The 17,658-nt window shown below is 66.1% G+C and carries 34 protein-coding genes; all 34 read left to right on the forward strand.

Annotated elements, in window-relative coordinates; translation table 11 throughout:
* Positions 1-41: 41 nt before the first annotated feature.
* Positions 42-563, forward strand: coding sequence for a DUF1643 domain-containing protein (locus AWB94_RS12885; protein ID WP_062656116.1), 522 nt, complete (start codon positions 42-44; stop codon positions 561-563).
* Complete coding sequence (locus tag AWB94_RS35110) at positions 560-724, forward strand: hypothetical protein (protein ID WP_165605288.1); 165 nt, start codon at positions 560-562, stop codon at positions 722-724. Before AWB94_RS12885 ends, AWB94_RS35110 begins: the two co-directional genes overlap by 4 nt.
* The gene (locus AWB94_RS12890; RefSeq protein ID WP_062655698.1) at positions 725-1,306 is read left to right on the forward strand and encodes an HNH endonuclease; all 582 of its coding nucleotides are present in this window, start codon (positions 725-727) and stop codon (positions 1,304-1,306) included.
* Positions 1,307-1,308: 2 nt separating this feature from the next.
* Complete coding sequence (locus AWB94_RS12895) at positions 1,309-1,683, forward strand: hypothetical protein (protein WP_062655699.1); 375 nt, start codon at positions 1,309-1,311, stop codon at positions 1,681-1,683.
* Between the two features lie 228 nt (positions 1,684-1,911).
* Positions 1,912-2,106 (forward strand): hypothetical protein, encoded by a 195-nt coding sequence (locus tag AWB94_RS12900; protein ID WP_062655700.1) that lies wholly within the window; start codon positions 1,912-1,914, stop codon positions 2,104-2,106.
* Positions 2,103-2,423, forward strand: coding sequence for a hypothetical protein (locus tag AWB94_RS12905; RefSeq protein ID WP_131805232.1), 321 nt, complete (start codon positions 2,103-2,105; stop codon positions 2,421-2,423). Before AWB94_RS12900 ends, AWB94_RS12905 begins: the two co-directional genes overlap by 4 nt.
* Positions 2,423-2,815, forward strand: a complete 393-nt coding sequence (locus tag AWB94_RS12910; RefSeq protein WP_062655702.1) for a hypothetical protein — start codon at positions 2,423-2,425, stop codon at positions 2,813-2,815. Before AWB94_RS12905 ends, AWB94_RS12910 begins: the two co-directional genes overlap by 1 nt.
* A 103-nt stretch (positions 2,816-2,918) precedes the next feature.
* Positions 2,919-3,242 (forward strand): hypothetical protein, encoded by a 324-nt coding sequence (locus AWB94_RS12915; RefSeq protein ID WP_062655703.1) that lies wholly within the window; start codon positions 2,919-2,921, stop codon positions 3,240-3,242.
* Entirely contained in the window at positions 3,239-3,469 is a 231-nt protein-coding gene (locus AWB94_RS12920) for a hypothetical protein (RefSeq protein WP_062655704.1), read from the forward strand. The genes AWB94_RS12915 and AWB94_RS12920 overlap by 4 nt, the downstream gene beginning before the upstream one ends.
* Positions 3,466-4,077 (forward strand): RuvC family protein, encoded by a 612-nt coding sequence (locus tag AWB94_RS35115; protein WP_062655705.1) that lies wholly within the window; start codon positions 3,466-3,468, stop codon positions 4,075-4,077. Before AWB94_RS12920 ends, AWB94_RS35115 begins: the two co-directional genes overlap by 4 nt.
* Complete coding sequence (locus tag AWB94_RS35120) at positions 4,077-4,469, forward strand: WhiB family transcriptional regulator (protein WP_062655706.1); 393 nt, start codon at positions 4,077-4,079, stop codon at positions 4,467-4,469. The genes AWB94_RS35115 and AWB94_RS35120 overlap by 1 nt, the downstream gene beginning before the upstream one ends.
* The gene (locus AWB94_RS12930; RefSeq protein ID WP_062655707.1) at positions 4,466-4,699 is read left to right on the forward strand and encodes a hypothetical protein; all 234 of its coding nucleotides are present in this window, start codon (positions 4,466-4,468) and stop codon (positions 4,697-4,699) included. Before AWB94_RS35120 ends, AWB94_RS12930 begins: the two co-directional genes overlap by 4 nt.
* The gene (locus tag AWB94_RS12935) at positions 4,686-5,093 is read left to right on the forward strand and encodes a hypothetical protein (RefSeq protein ID WP_131805233.1); all 408 of its coding nucleotides are present in this window, start codon (positions 4,686-4,688) and stop codon (positions 5,091-5,093) included. Before AWB94_RS12930 ends, AWB94_RS12935 begins: the two co-directional genes overlap by 14 nt.
* Positions 5,083-5,304, forward strand: a complete 222-nt coding sequence (locus AWB94_RS12940; RefSeq protein WP_062655709.1) for a hypothetical protein — start codon at positions 5,083-5,085, stop codon at positions 5,302-5,304. Before AWB94_RS12935 ends, AWB94_RS12940 begins: the two co-directional genes overlap by 11 nt.
* The gene (locus AWB94_RS12945) at positions 5,294-5,725 is read left to right on the forward strand and encodes a hypothetical protein (protein WP_062655710.1); all 432 of its coding nucleotides are present in this window, start codon (positions 5,294-5,296) and stop codon (positions 5,723-5,725) included. The genes AWB94_RS12940 and AWB94_RS12945 overlap by 11 nt, the downstream gene beginning before the upstream one ends.
* On the forward strand, positions 5,725-6,633 hold the full coding sequence (locus AWB94_RS12950; protein ID WP_062655711.1) for a hypothetical protein: 909 nt from the start codon (positions 5,725-5,727) through the stop codon (positions 6,631-6,633). The genes AWB94_RS12945 and AWB94_RS12950 overlap by 1 nt, the downstream gene beginning before the upstream one ends.
* A complete protein-coding gene (locus AWB94_RS12955) occupies positions 6,630-6,977 on the forward strand; it encodes a hypothetical protein (RefSeq protein ID WP_062655712.1) in 348 nt (115 codons plus the stop codon). Before AWB94_RS12950 ends, AWB94_RS12955 begins: the two co-directional genes overlap by 4 nt.
* Positions 6,961-7,347, forward strand: a complete 387-nt coding sequence (locus tag AWB94_RS12960) for a hypothetical protein (RefSeq protein ID WP_062655713.1) — start codon at positions 6,961-6,963, stop codon at positions 7,345-7,347. The genes AWB94_RS12955 and AWB94_RS12960 overlap by 17 nt, the downstream gene beginning before the upstream one ends.
* 79 nt (positions 7,348-7,426) lie before the next feature.
* The gene (locus AWB94_RS12965; RefSeq protein WP_062655714.1) at positions 7,427-7,795 is read left to right on the forward strand and encodes a hypothetical protein; all 369 of its coding nucleotides are present in this window, start codon (positions 7,427-7,429) and stop codon (positions 7,793-7,795) included.
* A complete protein-coding gene (locus AWB94_RS36105; protein WP_264021026.1) occupies positions 7,792-7,914 on the forward strand; it encodes a hypothetical protein in 123 nt (40 codons plus the stop codon). The genes AWB94_RS12965 and AWB94_RS36105 overlap by 4 nt, the downstream gene beginning before the upstream one ends.
* Positions 7,915-8,337: 423 nt before the next feature.
* Positions 8,338-8,583, forward strand: a complete 246-nt coding sequence (locus AWB94_RS12975; protein ID WP_062655715.1) for a hypothetical protein — start codon at positions 8,338-8,340, stop codon at positions 8,581-8,583.
* Positions 8,580-9,404 (forward strand): hypothetical protein, encoded by an 825-nt coding sequence (locus AWB94_RS12980; protein ID WP_062655716.1) that lies wholly within the window; start codon positions 8,580-8,582, stop codon positions 9,402-9,404. Before AWB94_RS12975 ends, AWB94_RS12980 begins: the two co-directional genes overlap by 4 nt.
* On the forward strand, positions 9,401-9,946 hold the full coding sequence (locus tag AWB94_RS12985) for a hypothetical protein (protein WP_062655717.1): 546 nt from the start codon (positions 9,401-9,403) through the stop codon (positions 9,944-9,946). The genes AWB94_RS12980 and AWB94_RS12985 overlap by 4 nt, the downstream gene beginning before the upstream one ends.
* 28 nt (positions 9,947-9,974) lie before the next feature.
* Complete coding sequence (locus AWB94_RS12990; protein WP_062655718.1) at positions 9,975-10,187, forward strand: hypothetical protein; 213 nt, start codon at positions 9,975-9,977, stop codon at positions 10,185-10,187.
* Entirely contained in the window at positions 10,184-10,348 is a 165-nt protein-coding gene (locus AWB94_RS35125) for a hypothetical protein (protein ID WP_165605289.1), read from the forward strand. The genes AWB94_RS12990 and AWB94_RS35125 overlap by 4 nt, the downstream gene beginning before the upstream one ends.
* Positions 10,345-10,740, forward strand: a complete 396-nt coding sequence (locus AWB94_RS12995) for a hypothetical protein (RefSeq protein ID WP_062655719.1) — start codon at positions 10,345-10,347, stop codon at positions 10,738-10,740. Before AWB94_RS35125 ends, AWB94_RS12995 begins: the two co-directional genes overlap by 4 nt.
* Positions 10,737-11,261: a hypothetical protein gene (locus AWB94_RS13000; protein ID WP_062655720.1), complete on the forward strand. Its 525-nt coding sequence runs from the start codon at positions 10,737-10,739 to the stop codon at positions 11,259-11,261. The genes AWB94_RS12995 and AWB94_RS13000 overlap by 4 nt, the downstream gene beginning before the upstream one ends.
* A 279-nt stretch (positions 11,262-11,540) precedes the next feature.
* Positions 11,541-11,873, forward strand: a complete 333-nt coding sequence (locus AWB94_RS35130; RefSeq protein WP_062655721.1) for a hypothetical protein — start codon at positions 11,541-11,543, stop codon at positions 11,871-11,873.
* Complete coding sequence (locus tag AWB94_RS13010) at positions 11,870-12,229, forward strand: hypothetical protein (protein ID WP_062655722.1); 360 nt, start codon at positions 11,870-11,872, stop codon at positions 12,227-12,229. The genes AWB94_RS35130 and AWB94_RS13010 overlap by 4 nt, the downstream gene beginning before the upstream one ends.
* Positions 12,217-12,441 carry a hypothetical protein gene (locus AWB94_RS13015; protein WP_062655723.1) on the forward strand — a complete coding sequence of 75 codons (225 nt, stop codon included), beginning with the start codon at positions 12,217-12,219 and terminating at the stop codon, positions 12,439-12,441. The genes AWB94_RS13010 and AWB94_RS13015 overlap by 13 nt, the downstream gene beginning before the upstream one ends.
* Positions 12,434-14,101 carry a terminase large subunit domain-containing protein gene (locus AWB94_RS13020; RefSeq protein WP_062655724.1) on the forward strand — a complete coding sequence of 556 codons (1,668 nt, stop codon included), beginning with the start codon at positions 12,434-12,436 and terminating at the stop codon, positions 14,099-14,101. The genes AWB94_RS13015 and AWB94_RS13020 overlap by 8 nt, the downstream gene beginning before the upstream one ends.
* A 293-nt stretch (positions 14,102-14,394) precedes the next feature.
* On the forward strand, positions 14,395-15,804 hold the full coding sequence (locus AWB94_RS13025) for a phage portal protein family protein (RefSeq protein WP_207626222.1): 1,410 nt from the start codon (positions 14,395-14,397) through the stop codon (positions 15,802-15,804).
* The gene (locus AWB94_RS13030) at positions 15,804-17,237 is read left to right on the forward strand and encodes a head maturation protease, ClpP-related (protein ID WP_062655725.1); all 1,434 of its coding nucleotides are present in this window, start codon (positions 15,804-15,806) and stop codon (positions 17,235-17,237) included. Before AWB94_RS13025 ends, AWB94_RS13030 begins: the two co-directional genes overlap by 1 nt.
* A gap of 36 nt (positions 17,238-17,273) precedes the next feature.
* Complete coding sequence (locus AWB94_RS13035) at positions 17,274-17,648, forward strand: capsid cement protein (RefSeq protein WP_062655726.1); 375 nt, start codon at positions 17,274-17,276, stop codon at positions 17,646-17,648.
* The last annotated feature ends 10 nt before the right edge of the window (positions 17,649-17,658 follow it).

Consider the following 17,658-nt stretch of genomic DNA (forward strand, 5'->3'; position numbering starts at 1 on the left):
ACCTGCTGGCTGGTCCACGCCCCCGGTGAGGGATGCGGCCGATGACCAACCCCACAGGAACCATTCTGACCGGCCTCATTTCGTCGGCCGTGATCAGCGATTGTGGCACCTACCGCTACCGCCTCACGCGGATCTGGGACAAGTCGAAGCCGATCCTCGCGTGGGTGATGCTCAACCCGTCGACCGCCGACGCCAGCACAGACGACCCGACAATCCGGCGGTGCATTGCGTTCGCGAAGGCTTGGGGGTTCGGCGGCATCACCGTCATCAACTTGTACGCACTGCGAGCCACGGATCCGAAACAGCTTTGGCAGCACCCGGACCCAATCGGGCCCGAGAACGACGCCGAGATCGCCAAAGTCGCCGCCGACCACCGCATGCTCATCGTCATCGCATGGGGATCCAACGCGACACCAGGCCGTGCCGCCGACGTCATGCGGATCCTGGCCAACTCGCACGTCGTTGCGCTCGGCTGGACCAAAAGCGGCCAGCCTCGGCACCCCCTCTACGTGCGGGCTGACACCCCGCCGATGCGCGCCGACATCCCGCCGAGGCGGCCATGAGCAAGGAATCGAAGTCGCGGGATCGGTGGCGCCAGCTCGACGCGTCGTCCGCCGACCGGCCGAAGTCGTTCTGCTCCGGCTGCGGATACCACCGCGTCGTCACCGGGAAGCACCGCGCCGACTGCACAGCACCACAACCCGAAACGGGGGCGTCGACCTAGATGGCCATCACCAAACGGCTCCGCTTCGAGATTCTGCGCCGCGACGGATACCGGTGCCGCTACTGCGGGCACACCGCCGCCGAAGCCGAGTTGCGTGTCGACCACGTCATCCCGACGGCCCTCGGCGGCGGCGACGATCCCGACAACCTGGTCGCCGCCTGCGAGCCGTGCAACACAGGCAAGGCAGCGATCGCACCCGACTCACCCATCGTCGAAGACGTCGCCGCTGACGCGCTCCGCTGGGCGGCCGCGATCAGGCGCGCTGCCGAGCTGGACCGGCAACGGCGTTCTGACGACCACGACTTCGTGTTCGAACTGCTGAATTCCTACGACGGCGCGATCACCGAGCAGTTCCGTCGCGCCGATGGCAACTACGACATCGCTCCGGACTGCGGGCAGAGCATCCTCAAGTTCCGCGATGCAGGACTGACCCGCGACGACATCGTCGCGGCCGCGGCGGCGATGCGCGCACGCAACCTCCCTGACGGCCGCCGCTGGAAGTACTTCTGCGGCGTCGCATGGCAAATGATCCGCGAGCGGCAGACCGTCGCTCGGCAACTCATCGAATCAGGAGCGATCTGACAATGGCTGGCCTGCAATGGATCCGGCTCGACACCACCTTCCCCGACAACCCGAAGATCATGGACCTGGTCGATCGGAACCTGCACCGCGTGGCGTTCGCTCACATCGAGATGATGTGCCACGTCGGGAAGACGCTGACCGACGGCTACTTCGCCGAAGGTGCGCTGCGCCGGTACGCGATCACGAAGAAGGACGCCGGCATCGCCGTTGAATCCGGCCTGTGGGTGCCGAGCCGCGGCGGCGGCTTCGAGATCAACGGCTGGGCTGAGCACAACCCCGTTGACGATGCCGCGATGGCCCGCAGCGAGAAGGCTCGCCGAGCGGCCGAGAAGCGTTGGCGCGACCAGAGAGGTGACGGCGATGCCCAAGCGGTTTGAGCACATGCCCGAGCATCCGACCGAGCACGGTGCCCCGCGGATGCTCAAGCATTGCCCGAGCAATGCCCCGGGTAATGCACATACGTACCTACGTACTTACCAACACCTACTCACCTTGCGTAACCATCTCACGCTGAGAAACGCGCGCAGGGGGGTAGCACGATTCGCCCCGGCTGATGTGACCCACGCACGACAGGCCGCCGCTTCGCGCGGCCCGATGGCGGCACGATGAACGGCCCGGAGCTCGGCGTCGACCCGGGCCGGCACAACGACTTCCACATCCGAGTCCGCGAGCCCGGCGTGAAGGCAATCTTCGAGGTCAAAGGCAACTGGTCACCCGACGAGCGGCCCGAAGCAATCCGGAAGCTACTCACCGACGCCTACGCCGAAGCCATGAAGCGGATCCCCGAGGGCGGCCGATGAGCATGCCAGACAACGTGATCCCGATGCACGGCGACGGCGAATCCCCGGACTACCGGCGCGGCACCTCGCGCGGCCAGTCCCGCACCGGCGGCCAGTCCCGCACCGGCGGCCAGCAGTGGCACGCACGGCAGGCCAACGCCCGCAAGGAACGCGACCAGCTCCGCGAGCTCGCGAAGACGGTGCCGTGCCCGCCGCCCCCGCAGGGCTGCGGAAAGCCGGTCGGCGACGCCTGCGTCGACGTGAAGACGCAACACCCGCTCAAGCACTTCCCCGGGCATCCGGCCCGGATCAACAACGCGAGGAAGGCGAACCGATGATGACACTCGAATCGAAGCCGCCGGAGGTGGATCCGCTGTCGCAGCTCGACGCCGAACTCGACGCGGCGCAGCTCTGCGAATGCCCCTGCGACCGATTCCCGACACCACACGGCAAGGCGCACTGCACCCGACAGGCCACGTTCTACGTCGAGGTTCACGCCTTCGGCCTGTGTCGGCATCCGAATTCGATCGCCGACCCGAATGTCACCGCGGACGGCGACAAGTGCGCGTACCTGTGCGCGGACTGCTTCGAGGCCGGCATCGCGTTGGCGCAGTTGCAGATGTCAAAGCTGCCGCCCCGCGCTGTGTGCCCGCCGCTGCCAGCCGGTTTCGGGTGCGGACGGCCGATGGCCGTCCTCGACGACTACGTGCCCGTTCGGCGGCCGCTGTGAAGCGCCGGCCGCGGGTGTACCCGTCGCGTCAGGCGTGCTGCATCTGCACGAAGCCGGCCGAGGCGCACGCCGAGGTGTGCACCGAGTGCAAGCGAGTCGTCCGATGAGCGCCGACCTCCCCACGCTGGACGAGGTCGTCGCCCGGGGGATGTTCATGGCCGCGTACGTCGTGGGAGACGAGCGCGTCAACGACGGCCTGTGGGAGCGCACCTCGGAGATGATGCGCCAGGACTGCCTACGCGATGCTCGCGCCGCGCTCGCCACTCTCCGCGAGGCGTGCACCATCCGCACCGCCGAACAACTCGCCGCTCTGCCGGCCGCCGCGGTGCTGATCGTCCGCGGCAGTCAGCCGTACTTCCGGCACGCCGTCACGGCCAGTAGCCTGCCGGCGCTGCTGATCTGGCACCCGGATTGGGCGCAGTCATGAGCGACCTGATTCCGATGTACGCGCGGTTGCGCGGCACGCTCGCCGACCAGCAACCGGCCGCCGCGGCACCGTGCCGGCACCCGCGGCCACAGCAGCGCATCGAACGCACCGAGGAAGACATCCGCGGCGGCAACACCACCGCCATCGTCCGCGTCACCACCGAAATCCACTGCAACGCCTGCGGCGCCATCGTCGGCCGCGAGACCCACAACGAGAGGCGCCGATGAACCGATACGTGCTCGGCATCGACGCATCCCTGGTGCGCACCGGCATCACCGTCCTACGCCACATCGAAGACGGCCCATGCCGCCCGAAGGTGCTCCGCTACTGCGGATACTCGCTCGAAAACGGGGCCGACTGGGACGACCGCGCCGAGCGGATCATCGCCAACACGCACGAAGTCGCCCACATCATCGACCGGCTACCAGCCAAGCCAGAGCTGGCCATGATCGAAGCGCCGATCTTCCCGTCCGAAGTGCTGCCGTCCTACCTCGACCGCGGCGCTCTGTGGGTCGGCATCTGGTCGGTGCTGAAGGCCCGCGGCATCACCCGGGCCACCGTGTCACCGACCACGCTGAAGCTGTGGGTGACCGGGTCCGGCCGCGCCGACAAGGACATGGTGCTGGACGAGACACGCAAGTGGTGGCCGGATCTCACCATCCCGAACCACGATGTCGCCGACTCGGCCGGTGCGGCGGCGATGTGCGCGATGAAGCTCGGCTGGGAACTTCCGTTTCTGCCGCGGCGCCGGCACTGGTCCGGGCTGTCGACGGTGTGGCCGGGCGATATCGATACCGCGGTGCGGGCGACGAACGCGCGGCTGGTGCGTCGCTGATGCCCGCCGGCCACTACGACAGAACACGGCTACCGCGCCGCGGTCGCCCCGGATTCCTGCGCGCCATCCTCGGCGACCTCGACCGCGAATGGATGAGCCGCGCCCTGTGTCACAAGATCCCGCTGTCGGAAGTGGACGAGATGTTCTTCGCCGTAAACGGCCGCTCGCACAAGGACAAACGCATCTACCAAGAGCGCATCGCCCGGGCGAAGGCGATCTGCAATCAGTGCCCGGTGAAGCAGAACTGCGAGCAGTACCGGGCCAGCTTGCAGGACGACAACGGCGTATGGGGTGGCCGCGACGAGCTCGACCGAGAACGCACCCGCACAACCGCTACGACACCACCGAAAACCCGTCTCCACTCATCACACGAAGGAAGCACACGAGCATGACTCAGAACCACGACCAGAAGATCGCACAGGCAGCACTCGACAATCTCCTCGCGAAGGCGCCCGCAGGGCCCGACAGAAAGCGGATCGATGCGCTGCCCGAGGCGCGGGGTATCGCCGAGCACGGCCAGGACGCCGAAGCGCCCGCATGGGCGACCGTGTGGGCGCTGATCGACATCGCCGAGACGCTGCGCGCGATCTACGCGGAGGGGATCCGAATTGAACGCCCCTGACGCCATCACGTCGGACGTGCTCGTGCGGGTCTGGGAGCCGAACCTGCGCGACGAAGGCGCCCGCTTCGCCGGGACCACCGTGCGCCGCGACATCACCTTCCAAGCCCGCGTGTCCGGATCACTCGACGCCGAGCAGATCACCATGCCCGGCATGGTCGTCATCGGCCAAGGCGCCGAACCGTCCGGCCGCAACGCCGTCGACGTCGTCGCATCCGCGATCCCCCACCAGATCGCCTTCACCATCCTGGCCACGCCCGAATTGATCTGGCAGCCGCTCTCATTCAGCCGCGACATCGTCGGCGCCTACCACTTCGAATGCGTTCCCTACGTCGAGTGGAAGCGCGTCGTGCTGCGCAACGAACCCACCCTGAAAGGAACCCCCGATGCGCGGTAGAGAACCCAAGTGGATCCCCATTCTGACCGGCGCCAGCATCGTGTCTGCGTGGACCGCCGCCGTCATCGGCATCGCATTCCTGGCGGTGTGGGGTGCCGGCTTCGACCTGGCCGCGACGATCATCGTCAGCACTATGGCCTGGTGGATGGTCGCCGGCCCGGTCGTCAAGCTGGTCCGCGCTGACCTCAAGAGCGGTAGCGATGGCCGCTGACCTTGGTGCACTGTCCGGTGACGTCGCTGGCCTGATCGACTATCGCCGGCACCGCGGCGGCATGATCCGCGCAGACGCCACCCCGATCCAGCTCGGACGGACCTACGTCACAGTCAAGTTCGTCCCGCCAGACCCGGCCGCGACGCGCATGATCAACGAGCTCGTCCCGCGGCGGCCGGAGGACCGCATCCTGCACCCCGACGATGCCGTGGCCGTGTTCCCCGATATCGCCACCGGTGGCCGCTGCGGCACCTGCTACTCGACCGACCGCGCCGTCGTCATCGGCCTGATCTGCCCCGACGACTGGCACGACGGCCCACACGAAACTCACTGGCGCCGAATCGCCATCCAGACCTTCGCGCTCATCGTCGCCGCGGTCTGGCTGCTCGCCCTGTTCCTGCTCACGATCGGAGTCATCTGATGGCACTCAATCGGCGCCAGCGCCGCGCCCGCGTCCACCACCGCCCCGTCGCCGGCGACACCCCCAGCCAGCAGATGAAGGCACTGCTCAAGCAGCCCGGCAAGTTCCACATCGTCGAACTGCCCGAAGGCAAATCGTTCGTCGTGAAGGTCACCGATCGCGAAATGCCGCTCTTCACCACCATGTGCCTGCAACTGCGCGGCGTGCTCGGCTACTGCGAAGTGCGCGGCGCGACCCCGGTCGATGCGTCGATCGCCGACATCGGCACCATCGCCCGCCAGACTGCGAACGATCCGGCCCGGCTGCGGATCGCGCAGGAACGCACCGACGCCGCCGCCCGGGCCGGATGTGACAATCCTGATGAAGTTCTCACCGGAAATGTCACACCGGACGCCGACGCCGAACTCGACGCAGCGATCGCCCGTCACCCGGCCGGGAAGAAACGCGCATCTGGCGGCCGGCACGCGAAGCCCGAGCCCGACACCGTCTTCGACCAGCTCGCCGCCGGCGCGGGCGACGAAGACACCGCACGCAGGCTGGCCGCGATGGAACTCGCCGCCGCGCACGACGAGGTGCGCAAGGCTGGCGACGCGCTCGACGACGCGAATCGGCGCCTGGCCGAGGTGTACGAGCGCGCTGGTGAGCTGCATAACCGGCACGTGCTCGACAAGTTCACCGAGCAGGCCAGCGAAGCGATCTCCGACAAGCTCGACGCGCCCCGCTACACGCCGGACGACGGGCCGCCGTACGAGCTCGGCCGCGACTTCACCGTAGCCGACCGCTATCCTGCGCCCGCACCCGACCGGATCGACAACATCGACACCGCCCGGCAGTCCGCGATCGACGAAGCGCTACGCCAAGCACACGCCGACGCCAACCGTGACGACAACGACAGCAGCGCAACATGAGAACCGCCGCGCTGGCCATCGCCATCATCCTGACCGTCGCCGGCTGCGGCGACCACCCCGTGCCCGAGCACGGACGCGTCACCGATGCGCGGTACTCGCCGGCCACGGTCATCGTGCAGCCGATGACGTGCGTGGGGCAGCCGCCGATCTGCACCGGCCCGTTCATCACCCCAGTGCCCGAAGAATGGCGACTTGAAATCACCGACCTCAAGAACCCCGAGTGGGTCGGCACCGTCGAGGTCAGCCAGGACGTCTACAACCGCTGCAACCTGCAAGAACTCTGGCCAGAATGCAGCAGAGAAGGCAGCGGCGACGAACGGCCGAACCATGGCGCCAACGCGTAGGCGCGCGTCGCCGGCCGCCCGCGGCTACGACGAAGCCCACCGCGCCCAAGTCCGCCGACTCATATCCGCACACATCGACGGCACCCCCTGCTACTGGTGCGGACTACCGATGTTCCGGGACCGCACCAAGAATCCCGACTACGACCCCAACGCGATGCGCCGCGACGGCAAGCCAGACGTCACGTCCGGGCAGCTCCATGGCGAACACCCCGACGGCAAGGACGGCGGGAAACTCCCCGAGCGACTGATGCACGGACTCTGCAACAAGCAGCGCGGCAACGGCGACCGCGACGACGAACGGCCCGCGCTCCGACTCGTCCGCACCGAACACCCACTAGGCAACCTCACGATGGGATGGCCCGCAGCATGACCGAATTCCTGCACTTCACACAGCAATACCCGGCACTAACGATCGCGATCGCCGTCCTACTAGCGTCGTTCTTCGCATCATGACCGAACGCACACGCTGCCGCTACCTCTGCCGATCACTCAGCGACGACGGCCGCGAACTCTACAACTGGGCTTGCGTCACTCCCACGCAGGTCCGGATCCACAGTGTTCCCGTCGACGAGTTCTGGCCAAAGCCGAAACCCATCCCCGCCGAAGCGATCTACCTCGGCAGCATCACGCTCGTCGAGCGCGACGGCCTGTACTACGCCGAGCACCGCAACGCCGACGGCGAGCTCACACACACCGAAGACATCGGCCACCGGCTCGCCCTCAACTTCCGCATGCTCGGCATCGATCCACCAACCCACGGATCGACCGAGCGCGTTTCAAACACACAGGAAGTCGGCAAAGGCGGTGGTCAGAAGTGACCTACTGCACCTGTGGGCATGCCGACATCGTGCACGTCGACAGCTTCATTCACGGCTACCAGGAATGCGACGTCGAAGGATGCGACTGCACACAGTTCACCGAGCGGCCCGCGCTGTGACCGGCCGCCCGTTCGCGGCGCAGGCCCGCCGACTCTGCCCAGAAACCGCCGAGCACCACCACCGCGTGTGGTTCTGCCAGACCTGCCGCCTACTCGAAATGCGGCTCACACCAATCACAGACGTCCTCGGCGACCTACTCGACGACGACGCACTCAAGCACACCGGCGGAACGCCCACTTATCGGCACGGAGGACTGATGGAATCACGCGAGTGGAAACCCGGCGATGACCCGATATTGCCAGACGCCGACCCGTCCGGTTACCTGCCGGAATCGACACCACTACCAGCGATGAAGTCGGCCTTGTGCTGGCTGTGCGGCAACGTCAACGAAGGCAGTAGTGACGACTCAGGGCTATGCGCAGACTGCGTTGACGAGTTGACATAAGACGCCATTCTCGGCGCCAAACCACCACGGAGGAAACATGATCCGCAGGCTGCTGCAACGCCTGTTCGGCCCATCCGGCGACGTCTACGTCGTCGTCGACTGGAATCGAATGCACATCGTCGGCGTCAGCGCGAGACAGCAAGGCGCCGAGCGGCTACGCGCCGAGTACGCCGCCGACGTCGCAGGGTCGACGAGCCGGCCGACCCACCGCCGCGATGCCCTGCGGCAGCACGTCTACGACCGCACCCGCATCGAGAACCACGAACTACAGGACACCGAGTGACCGACCCCGACATCATCGACCGCATCGACGCGCTCGTCGACGAACAACTTGCCGAAGGCGAACACGCATCCGACTACCTCACCGGCGACCACAAATACCCGCGCTGCCCACACTGCGGCCGACACTGGCACGGCCTACCCATCACCGAACGCATCGCCACCATGTACGACATCGGCAGAATCGACCCCGAATACACACTCGCCGAAGACGACTCACCCGTCGTCTGCGAAGGATCCGACTTCATCGGACCCCAACGCGCCCCGGCCGGCGGCCACGGCATGTGGGTACCCATCGGGCGGTTCGTCCACATCCCGCTCCACATCCACGCCGACGACACCCCCGTCTACCCGCAGTGGTCGACCGTCGGCGTCGGCCACTTCTCCATCGTGATCAGACCCGACCCCGGCCCGATGCGCAGCTGGGCAGCAATGTTTCGCCAACTCAGCGAGTATTTGGAGAGCATCACGCGAGACATCTTGGGCCCAACCATCACGCTCTACGACCAGTGCTTCCAACCGATCTGGCGCACCACCGCCTGCCCCGACCTCGAACACATCCCCGAAATCGACGTGAAGTTCGGGCCCGAGAACTGGATCCACGAAATACAACGGCTACCACCGCCGACACTGCAATTCCCGCGATCACTCGGCACCTACCGCCTGATGACCCCGCTACAAGCCGACGTGAACCGACTCTGGCCCGACTTCACCGCACCCGACTACCCCATCCCCGAATCACCCGGCTACGACTTCAGCCACCTAGCCGACGAACAACCACCAACCGCCGGACCCGACCACACCAGAAACCGGAGAAACCGATGACCACCACAAGCACAGTCCGACTCTGGGACGGATACTTCCGCCACCTCGCAACCGAAGACATCCCCGACGACGAAATCACCATCACCGCAGACAGCATCCGCATCGAACACCGCGAACTCGCCAGCCCGCTCGCGAGCGCCATGCACAACGTGATCGAACGATTACGCCGCGGAGAAGGCGTGGTCACGGACGTCCTGAAGGTGCACATCACCATCGACCCGGATCCCAACAACCTCAACGACTGGGAGTCCCGCCGCGGCGGCATCGTCACAGCCTTCGACTTCAAAGCCGGCGGCCTGACCATCATCAACGCCGCCCCGCACACCCACACCCCGCCAGACCCCAAACCGGAAACCGGGAACCACCCCAAACCGGAAACCATCTACCCACCCCGCGGCTACGGCATCGGCCTACCCGGCGGCGGCAACAGCGACCACGCCATCATCGGATGCTGGGCTACCGAAGACGAAGCACGCCAAGCGATATCCGAGATGCGCGTCTTCGTACTCGGCGACGCCCGGCCAAGCTGGGACAACCGATGATCGAGCCCCGGACAATCGGCGGCGACCAATGACCGCGACAGACACGGGGCTCGAAGCGCTACTCGAAGCATTCGCCGACCCCACCACCCACCGCGTCCTCTGGACCTACCGATGTGACCTCGGCATCGCCGGCCACGTACAACTCACCCTCGACCTCCTACACCCATACAGACTCACCCAAGCCGAACGCGACACCATACTCGCAACCGCCGCGCGGCTGGTGAATTGGAGCGACACATGACCACCGGCCCACGCCCCGAAGACATCTGGACCGTCACCGCCATCCAAGAACACGACGACGGAAGCCGCACACTCACCATGCGCAACAACCGAGGAAACACCAGAACCGAGAACTACCCACTCGGCAGCACACTCACCGTCATCAGAAGGACCGAAGGATGAGCAACGACCGCATCGCATCGGTACGCATCTACGTCACCACCACCGAAGGCAACGCATACGAAGCCGACGCCATCGTCGATACCCGAGCCGAACTCCGACTCGCAATCGCACGACTCGGCGCACTCATCGAAGACGAGATGGCCGACGTCCTCGACGGCGAGCCAGTCAGCGTCGAGCAAGACGATCCCGACAGCAGCACCCAAGTATTCGCCAACCCTCGCGACATCAACGCCACCATCGTCAGCCCAGCAGCAGGCGACGACCCCGGCATCTGGCTACCCAACGACGACGGCTTCGGCGACGGGTCACGCATCTACGCCGACCAACTCGCCGACACCATCGCCGTCATACACCGAGCAGCAGCCATCATCCACGACAGGAAGCAGCGATGAGCGCACACGCACAGGCCAAGCTCGACCGCATCCGCCGTATCGTCACCACATCATCGGTCAAGGTGTTCGACATCGACGTCGTCGAAGCACGCGACATCCTCGCCGTACTCGACGACCCTGAACCACAGCCACAGCCAGCAGCACGCACCGTCCACACACTCGGCCCGAACGAACGCAACTCGATCTGGCAATGCGTCAAACCACTCACCTGGCCCGCCTACTACGCATGGGTAGGCGACGACATCACCGGCCAGTGGATCTACACCCGCACCAGCACACCAGGGCTCACCGGATGGTCCGAGTCCAACGCCGGACCCAACGACGTCACCGCTCGCACCGTCGGCCCGTGCGGCGACTTAGACCACGTCACCTTCATTGAAGTCCTTCGGCTACAGCCCGCAGGTGAGCCGATCCACTTCGCCCCGAACGGCAAGGTGCTCAACATAACCGCAGGTCAGGACGATGAACTGCTCGCGCTGGCCGCCTCGGTTGATGGCCTTCGGGGCTCTGACCTGCGGTGATGCACCCCCGTCGAGGATTCTCAGGCCCCCCACCCCCCAAGACTCCCATCGGGGTGAGTCGGGATTTTATTTTTTGTACCTCGCAACTTTCGCGATCGGCTGGCCATGGCGCCACGTAAGCCGACGGCGAAACCCGCTGAAGAGCGGGGTACCTGGGACCTCCGGATCAAGCCCGAACCCGCGAAATCAGCCCCAAAAGCCCCACGTAAGGCAGCTTCGGCGTCCCCGAAGCCGGCGAAACTCGTCCGTAAGGGTCGGCAACCGACGGCCGGCGCGAAGTTGACGCGCGAGTTCGCGCGGAAAGACGACAGTTTCGCGCGGACCACGCTCATCGCGCAGGCGGCGCGGTTGGCGGATCGGCTGGAAGTGCTGGCGCGCCTGAATTCTGGCGATGCTGGTGCGTGGCTGGCGGTGAAGGTGGCCGGCCAGGTGGCCACGGTGGTGGTGACCGATCTGGTCCGCGAGGAACGTCAGCAGTCGGAAGTACTGAGAAAGCTCATCATGGACATTCAGAAGCTCGGCGGCGACGACGCCGGGGAGCAGGGCGGCCCACAGGTGGATCGGTTGGCCGAGATCGTCGCGAACCACTACGGCGGAAGGAAGCGTGCGTGAAGTCGGCCAGGTGTGAGCGGCGGGTGGTGACGCTGGACTGGCCACCGTGCGGCGACGAGCTGATGTCACCGTGGGGACCGGTCGGCGGCCCGCCACGCGAAGTATGGTCTGGCACCGACGCTCATCCCCACCGCGAGACGATCGGCATGGATCCCGTCTTCCTGACGACGCCCGATGTCGTCGGAGCGTGCTGCCGCCCCGGCGGCTGGGAACACAACGGGATACTCGGCACGGTAAGCCCGGATGGGCTGATGACGTTGACGTCCGCGGCGGGATCCTGGGTGTACGAACTGTTTCCGGCTGTGTGGTCCGACGGGGAAGTGCCCACGGTGTATCTCGCGGTGTGGCCGGACTGATGTTCGTCATCCCGGATGGGCTGTACTGCGGGCCGATCAACATACTTGAGCGGTTCCGCGCCGGTGAGATAGTCACGAAGACGGACTGCCTGACTGATGAATCGCTCTGGACTGTCGAATTAACCGACCCGGCCGCTGGCGCCCGTCTGCAATGGATGCTCAACAACCTAGAGCGTGATGACCATGGCCGGATAGTGCGCTGCCGTGGCTGATCTCGACGTCGGGGCACCGGCCCGCGGCACGGCGGATCTCGGTGATGACTTCCTGCCGAAGCCGTGGCCGAAGTTCGTCGGTGATTGGCCGCGGCTCACCGGCCGTCAGGAACCCGAGAACTGGCACGGCTTCGACGGTGACGAGTCCGACGGCGACCTGGCCGCGAAGATCGCATTCGAGTACGGCATCCGGTGCATGCCGTGGCAGTGGTGGTCGCTGCGCAAGATCTGCTCGCGGCTAGAGCCCGACGAGGACGGCTATCGGCTCTGGACGCACCCCGACGTCTGCCTGATTGTCCCGCGGCAGAACGGCAAAACCGAGATCGCGCTGATCCGGATCCTGCTCGGCATGTTCGTGCTGGGCGAGTCGATCATCTACTCGGCGCAGCGCTGGGCGACCGCTGAAGACGTCTATGACCGGCTGATCGCAATCATCCTCGGCGATGAGGATCTGAAGTCACGGCTCCAACCGCGTAAGGGCCTGCCGTACGGCTATTCGAAGGACAAGGACCGCGGCGTCATCGAGCTGACGAACGGCGCGGAGATCCGTATCGGCCTACGCGGGAACGATATGGGCGTCGGCATGACCAAGCTCGACTTGGTCATCTTCGACGAGGCGTACAAGCTGACGCCGGCGCAGAAGACGGGACTGACGGGCGCGCAGCTCGCCGCGCCGAACCCGCAGACGATTTATCTGTCGACGCCGCCGGTGTACACGGCTCCGAAGTACGCGAACTGTGGTGTGCTCGCGTCGTACCGGCGGATGGGTTTGAAGGAATCGCCGGAGTTGTTCTTCGCCGAGTGGATGGCGCCGAGGCCGCAGTTGACCGGCGATCCAGAGCGAGACCGGCGAGCATTGGCCGAGGCGCGTGACCATCCGGACGCTGCTCGGCTGGGAAATCCGTCGCACGGGGTGATCCATCGCCAGCGCGACATGGATCGCGAGCGGCGGGCGGCGAACACGCCGGACGAGATCGAGTTGTTCGACGCGGATTACCTCGGTTGGGGGTTGTATCCGCCGGACGATTCGGAACGCGAGAAGGTAATCCCGATCGGGAAGTGGCGCGACATGACCGAGACCGCACCGGTTTACGTGGGCGACCGTGTCATCGCCGTGCACCGCACCATCGACCGGCACACGTGGGCGATCGCCGGCGGCTGCCGGACAGCGTCGGGGAAGGTGCATCTCGAGGTGGGGTATCTGCGGCGGGCGTCGCTGCCGCAGGTGGCGGTGTTCTTGGCGATCCTGATCGAATTGTGGGATCCGGCCGCGGTGATAGTCGACGGCCGCGGCCCGGCGAATGTGCTGGTCGCCCGGATGAAGGATCTCGGCTACGACGTGTTCGAAGCGAACACGCCGCAGATGGCGAAGGCGTGCGGTGGTTTCATCGACGCGGCGCTGTCCGAGCCCGCGGAGATCACGCACGCCGGCCAGCCGATCTTGGAAGCTGCGCTGGAAGTGGTGCAGAAGCGCGAGCTGCCGATGAAGGACTTCGTTTTCAACGATGCCGAGGCCGGTGTGCCGCAGTGGACCGCGGTGGTGCTGGCGCATTGGGGTGTGCTGATGTTCGCCGAAGAGCAGGGCGAATCGGCGTCGCCGGCGGCGTCGGCGGACGTGCAGGATCTCGACGCGTTCGATGTCCTCGAAGCCGCGTTCTGATCAAAGCGGTATGCAGAGGGAACTGCCGTCGCCCGTTCGTCGGACGCGAAGGGGTGCCGAACGTACCTGAAGGGCGCCGTCGCCACACCCGATGTGTGCCACGGTGAGATCACCAACAACCACGTCGAGCACGACAGTCGCGTTGCCGGGCACGCCTCGGATGATTGCGCCCGGCCACCGTCGAGCGACTTCATTGGCGGCGTCGATCATCTGTTGCGGAGTCACGCACTCGATTGTCGCAGGCGCGCGGAGCTCACCGGTGCTAACTCGCTGAACCCGCCAAACTGACGGGTATGGCTCGACCCCCGGCGCTGACAACAGAAGTCGGCTACATCAACCCCAGCCCCACAGACCCGGTGACGTGGCTGCCCGGCTCGGTGCCCGACATGTGGTGGTGGGAGCTCACCGAGCAGGTCCCCGAACTGCGCTGGCCGACATCGCTGGTCACCTACTCGCGGATGCCCCGCGAGGACGCCCGCTGCTGGTCCCTGCTGTCGGCGATCAGCCTGCCGATCCGGCGCACCGCCTGGCGCATCAACCCAAACGGCGCCGAAGACTGGGTCGTCGCGCACATCGCCGCCGACACCGGCCTGCCGATCGTCGGCGACAACGGCGGCGAAAAGCCGATCCCCCGGCAGCGCGACCGGTTCAGCTTCAAGACGCACCTTCGGGAATCGTTGTCCTGCCTGCGGTACGGGCACAGCGTGTTCGAGCAGGTCTACCGCTACGACGACACCGGGGGCCCGTTCGCGGGGAAGTTCCGTCTGCGCAAGCTCGCTGCCCGGCCGCAGTTCACGATTCGGGCGTTCAACGTGGCGCGCGACGGCGGCCTGATGTCGATCGTTCAGGACGACATCATCGACGGCCGACTGTCGGCGACCGAACTGAAGGTGATCGACGTATCGCGGCTGGTGGTGTACCGCAACGAGCCCGAACCCGGGGTGTGGATCGGAACGTCGCTGCTGCGGCCGAGCTATAAGCACTGGCTGCTGAAGGACGAGCTGATGCGGATTCAGGCCGCCGCGGCTCGCCGCAACGGCATCGGTGTCCCGGTCGCCTACACGAATGACCAGGACAAGGGCAATCAGAAGAAGATCGACGAGTACGAGCGCATCGCGTCGCGGTTCCGCGGCGGCATGTCGGCCGGCGCGGCGTTCCCCGCTGGCGCGAAGCTCGAAATCCTCGGCGTGCAGGGCAACTTGCCGGATATGCAGCAGGCGATCGAGTACCACGACAAGCAGATCGCGCTCGCCGGGCTGGCCCACTTCCTGAACCTCGACCGCGGTGGGAGTTATGCGCTGGCCAGCGTGCAGGCCGACGTGTTCGTGCAGTCGGTGCAGGCCATCGCCGAAGACTTCGCCGACGTCTTCAACCAGCACGTGATCGAAGACCTGCTGGATTCGAACTACTCGATCGATGTCGGTTGCCCGCTGCTGGTGTGCGACGAGATCGGATCCCGCCAGGACGCAACCGCTTCCGCGCTGGCGCTGCTCGTGCAGGCCGGCCTACTCGATCCGGACGCGGCGCTGAAGGCGTTCATCCGGCAGCAGCTCGGCGCGCCGGCGCTCGATCCGAACTACAAGCCGGCGCCGGCCCCGGCCGATGCGCCCGCGGATCCGCCGGCGTCGAATAGCGCTCGCAAGCAGAGCAAACCGGATCTGGGGAAGATGGCGCTGACCGCGAAGCAGGGAGTGTTGTTCTGATGAATCCGCTGATGCGAACCCGTTCCGCAATCCACCGGATGATGGCGGATATCGAGATGCTGATGCCCGGCATTTTCAATGCCGCGCTGCCGAAGATGCTCGACGAGGACGCGCGTAAGGCGGCCCGGGCGGCGCTGGGTATCGACGAGGGCGCTTCGCCGATTCAGTGGTTCAGCGTGAAGAACTCGGCGATGAAGACGACCAACGCCGCGGGCAAGGCGAAGACGTCGGCCGAGATCCTGATTTACGACATCATCGACCCGTGGGGCGTGTCGGCGGGCGACTTCGCGAACACGCTCAACGAGCTCGACGTCGACGAGATCGTCGTCGGCATCAACAGCCCGGGCGGCCTCGTCTTCGACGGCATCGCGATCATGAACGCGCTGAAGCGGCACCCGGCCAACATCATCACCCGCATCGACGGCGTCGCGGCCAGCGCGGCGAGCTTTATCGCTATGGCGGGCGACGAGATCCAGACGTCGAAGTACGCCGAGATGATGATTCACGAAGCGCGCGGCTATGTTTCGGGCACCGCGGCCGACATGCAAGAGATGCTTGACCTGCTGGTACGTCACAACGAGACGATCGCCGGGGTGTACAAGGATCGGGCCGGCGGTGAGCTGAAGGACTGGCTCAAGCTGATGAAAAACGAGACGTGGTTCACCGCCGACGAGATGATCGCCGCGGGCCTGGCCGACACCGTCATTGAGCCGGCCGACGAGAGTTCAGCAGCAGACGAAACGGAATCGCTCAAGAATCGATTCGACTTGTCCGTCTTCAACTACGCCGGGCGCCAGGCAGCACCGCCGCCGCAGATCCGGAATCAGACGAAGCAGACGACCAAGGACGATCAACGAAAGGCGGCCACGATGGGCCTGAAGGAACAGCTCGCCGAGAAGTACGGCGTCGATGCCGGTCTCGACGACGACGCATTCGCGGCCGCACTCGAAGCCGCAGTCGCCAGCGATGACGCCCCCGAAGGTGATCCCGCTGGCGGCGACCCCGCTGCGGGTGCCCCGGCCGGTGACAGCGACCTGGCCGCGGCCGCGGCGACGCTGAAGAACCTCGGCTTCGCTGTCATCGAGACCTCGGCGCTGGACGCGCTCAAGCAGCAGGGCCAGCAGGGTTCCGCCGCCTTCGAGACGATCGCCGCGGAGAACGACCTGAAGACTGTCAATGAGGCGATTCGCGCGGGCAAGATCCGCCCGGCCGACCGCGACAAGTGGACGAAGAACCTGAAGCTGGACCGCGATTCGGGCGGCAAGCTCGGCTTCGCCGAAGCGCTGAAGCAGGCTGAGGCGGTCTTCCCGGTGCAGGAAGCGGGTCACTCATTCAACCCGGATCCCGGTGCGTCGATGGTCGCCCCTGATGACCTGTCGTGGTTCGACACCGCCGCAACCGAGCCGTCGACGACCGGCAGCGCCGGCGAGTAACAACACCAGCGCTCAGACACGAGAGGGACTTTCGACATGGCGAACGAACTGGTCGACATCTACAAGCCGGGCACCGACATCACCGGTCGCGCCACCGCAGCGGTGACCGGGAAGCGCTTCCTCAAGATCTCCGGCAATCGCAGCGGCGGCAACATCGCCGTGGCGCCGGCCGACGCGGGTGGCCGGACGTGCGGCGTGGCAAAGTACGACGCCACGTCTGGTGCCGTCGTCGGCGTGGCCCGCGGCAAGGACCGCGTGGTACCGGTGACCGCCGACGGCGCCATCGCAGCGTTCGCCGAGGTGGAAGTCGGCGCGGCCGGCAAGGCGAAGACGATCGGTACCGGCAAGGCCGTCGGTTACGCACTCACCGCGGCGGCCGACGGCGCCGACGCCGAAATTTCGCTGTACTGACCAGGAAAGG

The sequence above is a fragment of the Mycolicibacterium canariasense genome, assembly GCF_002101555.1.
In the GTDB taxonomy this organism is placed as follows: Bacteria; Actinomycetota; Actinomycetes; order Mycobacteriales; family Mycobacteriaceae; genus Mycobacterium; species Mycobacterium canariasense.

Coding starts and splice junctions, on each gene's coding strand:
- AWB94_RS12890 (WP_062655698.1), top strand. CDS start 725: ATGGCCATCACCAAACGGCTCCGCTTCGAGATTCTGCGCCGCGACGGA.
- AWB94_RS35115 (WP_062655705.1), top strand. CDS start 3,466: ATGAACCGATACGTGCTCGGCATCGACGCATCCCTGGTGCGCACCGGC.
- AWB94_RS12995 (WP_062655719.1), top strand. CDS start 10,345: ATGAGCAACGACCGCATCGCATCGGTACGCATCTACGTCACCACCACC.
- AWB94_RS12910 (WP_062655702.1), top strand. CDS start 2,423: ATGACACTCGAATCGAAGCCGCCGGAGGTGGATCCGCTGTCGCAGCTC.
- AWB94_RS12905 (WP_131805232.1), top strand. CDS start 2,103: ATGAGCATGCCAGACAACGTGATCCCGATGCACGGCGACGGCGAATCC.
- AWB94_RS12950 (WP_062655711.1), top strand. CDS start 5,725: ATGGCACTCAATCGGCGCCAGCGCCGCGCCCGCGTCCACCACCGCCCC.
- AWB94_RS12895 (WP_062655699.1), top strand. CDS start 1,309: ATGGCTGGCCTGCAATGGATCCGGCTCGACACCACCTTCCCCGACAAC.
- AWB94_RS12955 (WP_062655712.1), top strand. CDS start 6,630: ATGAGAACCGCCGCGCTGGCCATCGCCATCATCCTGACCGTCGCCGGC.
- AWB94_RS35125 (WP_165605289.1), top strand. CDS start 10,184: ATGACCACCGGCCCACGCCCCGAAGACATCTGGACCGTCACCGCCATC.
- AWB94_RS12885 (WP_062656116.1), top strand. CDS start 42: ATGACCAACCCCACAGGAACCATTCTGACCGGCCTCATTTCGTCGGCC.
- AWB94_RS13025 (WP_207626222.1), top strand. CDS start 14,395: ATGGCTCGACCCCCGGCGCTGACAACAGAAGTCGGCTACATCAACCCC.
- AWB94_RS12945 (WP_062655710.1), top strand. CDS start 5,294: ATGGCCGCTGACCTTGGTGCACTGTCCGGTGACGTCGCTGGCCTGATC.
- AWB94_RS35120 (WP_062655706.1), top strand. CDS start 4,077: ATGCCCGCCGGCCACTACGACAGAACACGGCTACCGCGCCGCGGTCGC.
- AWB94_RS12990 (WP_062655718.1), top strand. CDS start 9,975: ATGACCGCGACAGACACGGGGCTCGAAGCGCTACTCGAAGCATTCGCC.
- AWB94_RS12960 (WP_062655713.1), top strand. CDS start 6,961: ATGGCGCCAACGCGTAGGCGCGCGTCGCCGGCCGCCCGCGGCTACGAC.
- AWB94_RS35110 (WP_165605288.1), top strand. CDS start 560: ATGAGCAAGGAATCGAAGTCGCGGGATCGGTGGCGCCAGCTCGACGCG.
- AWB94_RS13000 (WP_062655720.1), top strand. CDS start 10,737: ATGAGCGCACACGCACAGGCCAAGCTCGACCGCATCCGCCGTATCGTC.
- AWB94_RS12930 (WP_062655707.1), top strand. CDS start 4,466: ATGACTCAGAACCACGACCAGAAGATCGCACAGGCAGCACTCGACAAT.
- AWB94_RS13035 (WP_062655726.1), top strand. CDS start 17,274: ATGGCGAACGAACTGGTCGACATCTACAAGCCGGGCACCGACATCACC.
- AWB94_RS12920 (WP_062655704.1), top strand. CDS start 3,239: ATGAGCGACCTGATTCCGATGTACGCGCGGTTGCGCGGCACGCTCGCC.
- AWB94_RS12940 (WP_062655709.1), top strand. CDS start 5,083: ATGCGCGGTAGAGAACCCAAGTGGATCCCCATTCTGACCGGCGCCAGC.
- AWB94_RS12900 (WP_062655700.1), top strand. CDS start 1,912: ATGAACGGCCCGGAGCTCGGCGTCGACCCGGGCCGGCACAACGACTTC.
- AWB94_RS12985 (WP_062655717.1), top strand. CDS start 9,401: ATGACCACCACAAGCACAGTCCGACTCTGGGACGGATACTTCCGCCAC.
- AWB94_RS12915 (WP_062655703.1), top strand. CDS start 2,919: ATGAGCGCCGACCTCCCCACGCTGGACGAGGTCGTCGCCCGGGGGATG.
- AWB94_RS12975 (WP_062655715.1), top strand. CDS start 8,338: ATGATCCGCAGGCTGCTGCAACGCCTGTTCGGCCCATCCGGCGACGTC.
- AWB94_RS12965 (WP_062655714.1), top strand. CDS start 7,427: ATGACCGAACGCACACGCTGCCGCTACCTCTGCCGATCACTCAGCGAC.
- AWB94_RS13030 (WP_062655725.1), top strand. CDS start 15,804: ATGAATCCGCTGATGCGAACCCGTTCCGCAATCCACCGGATGATGGCG.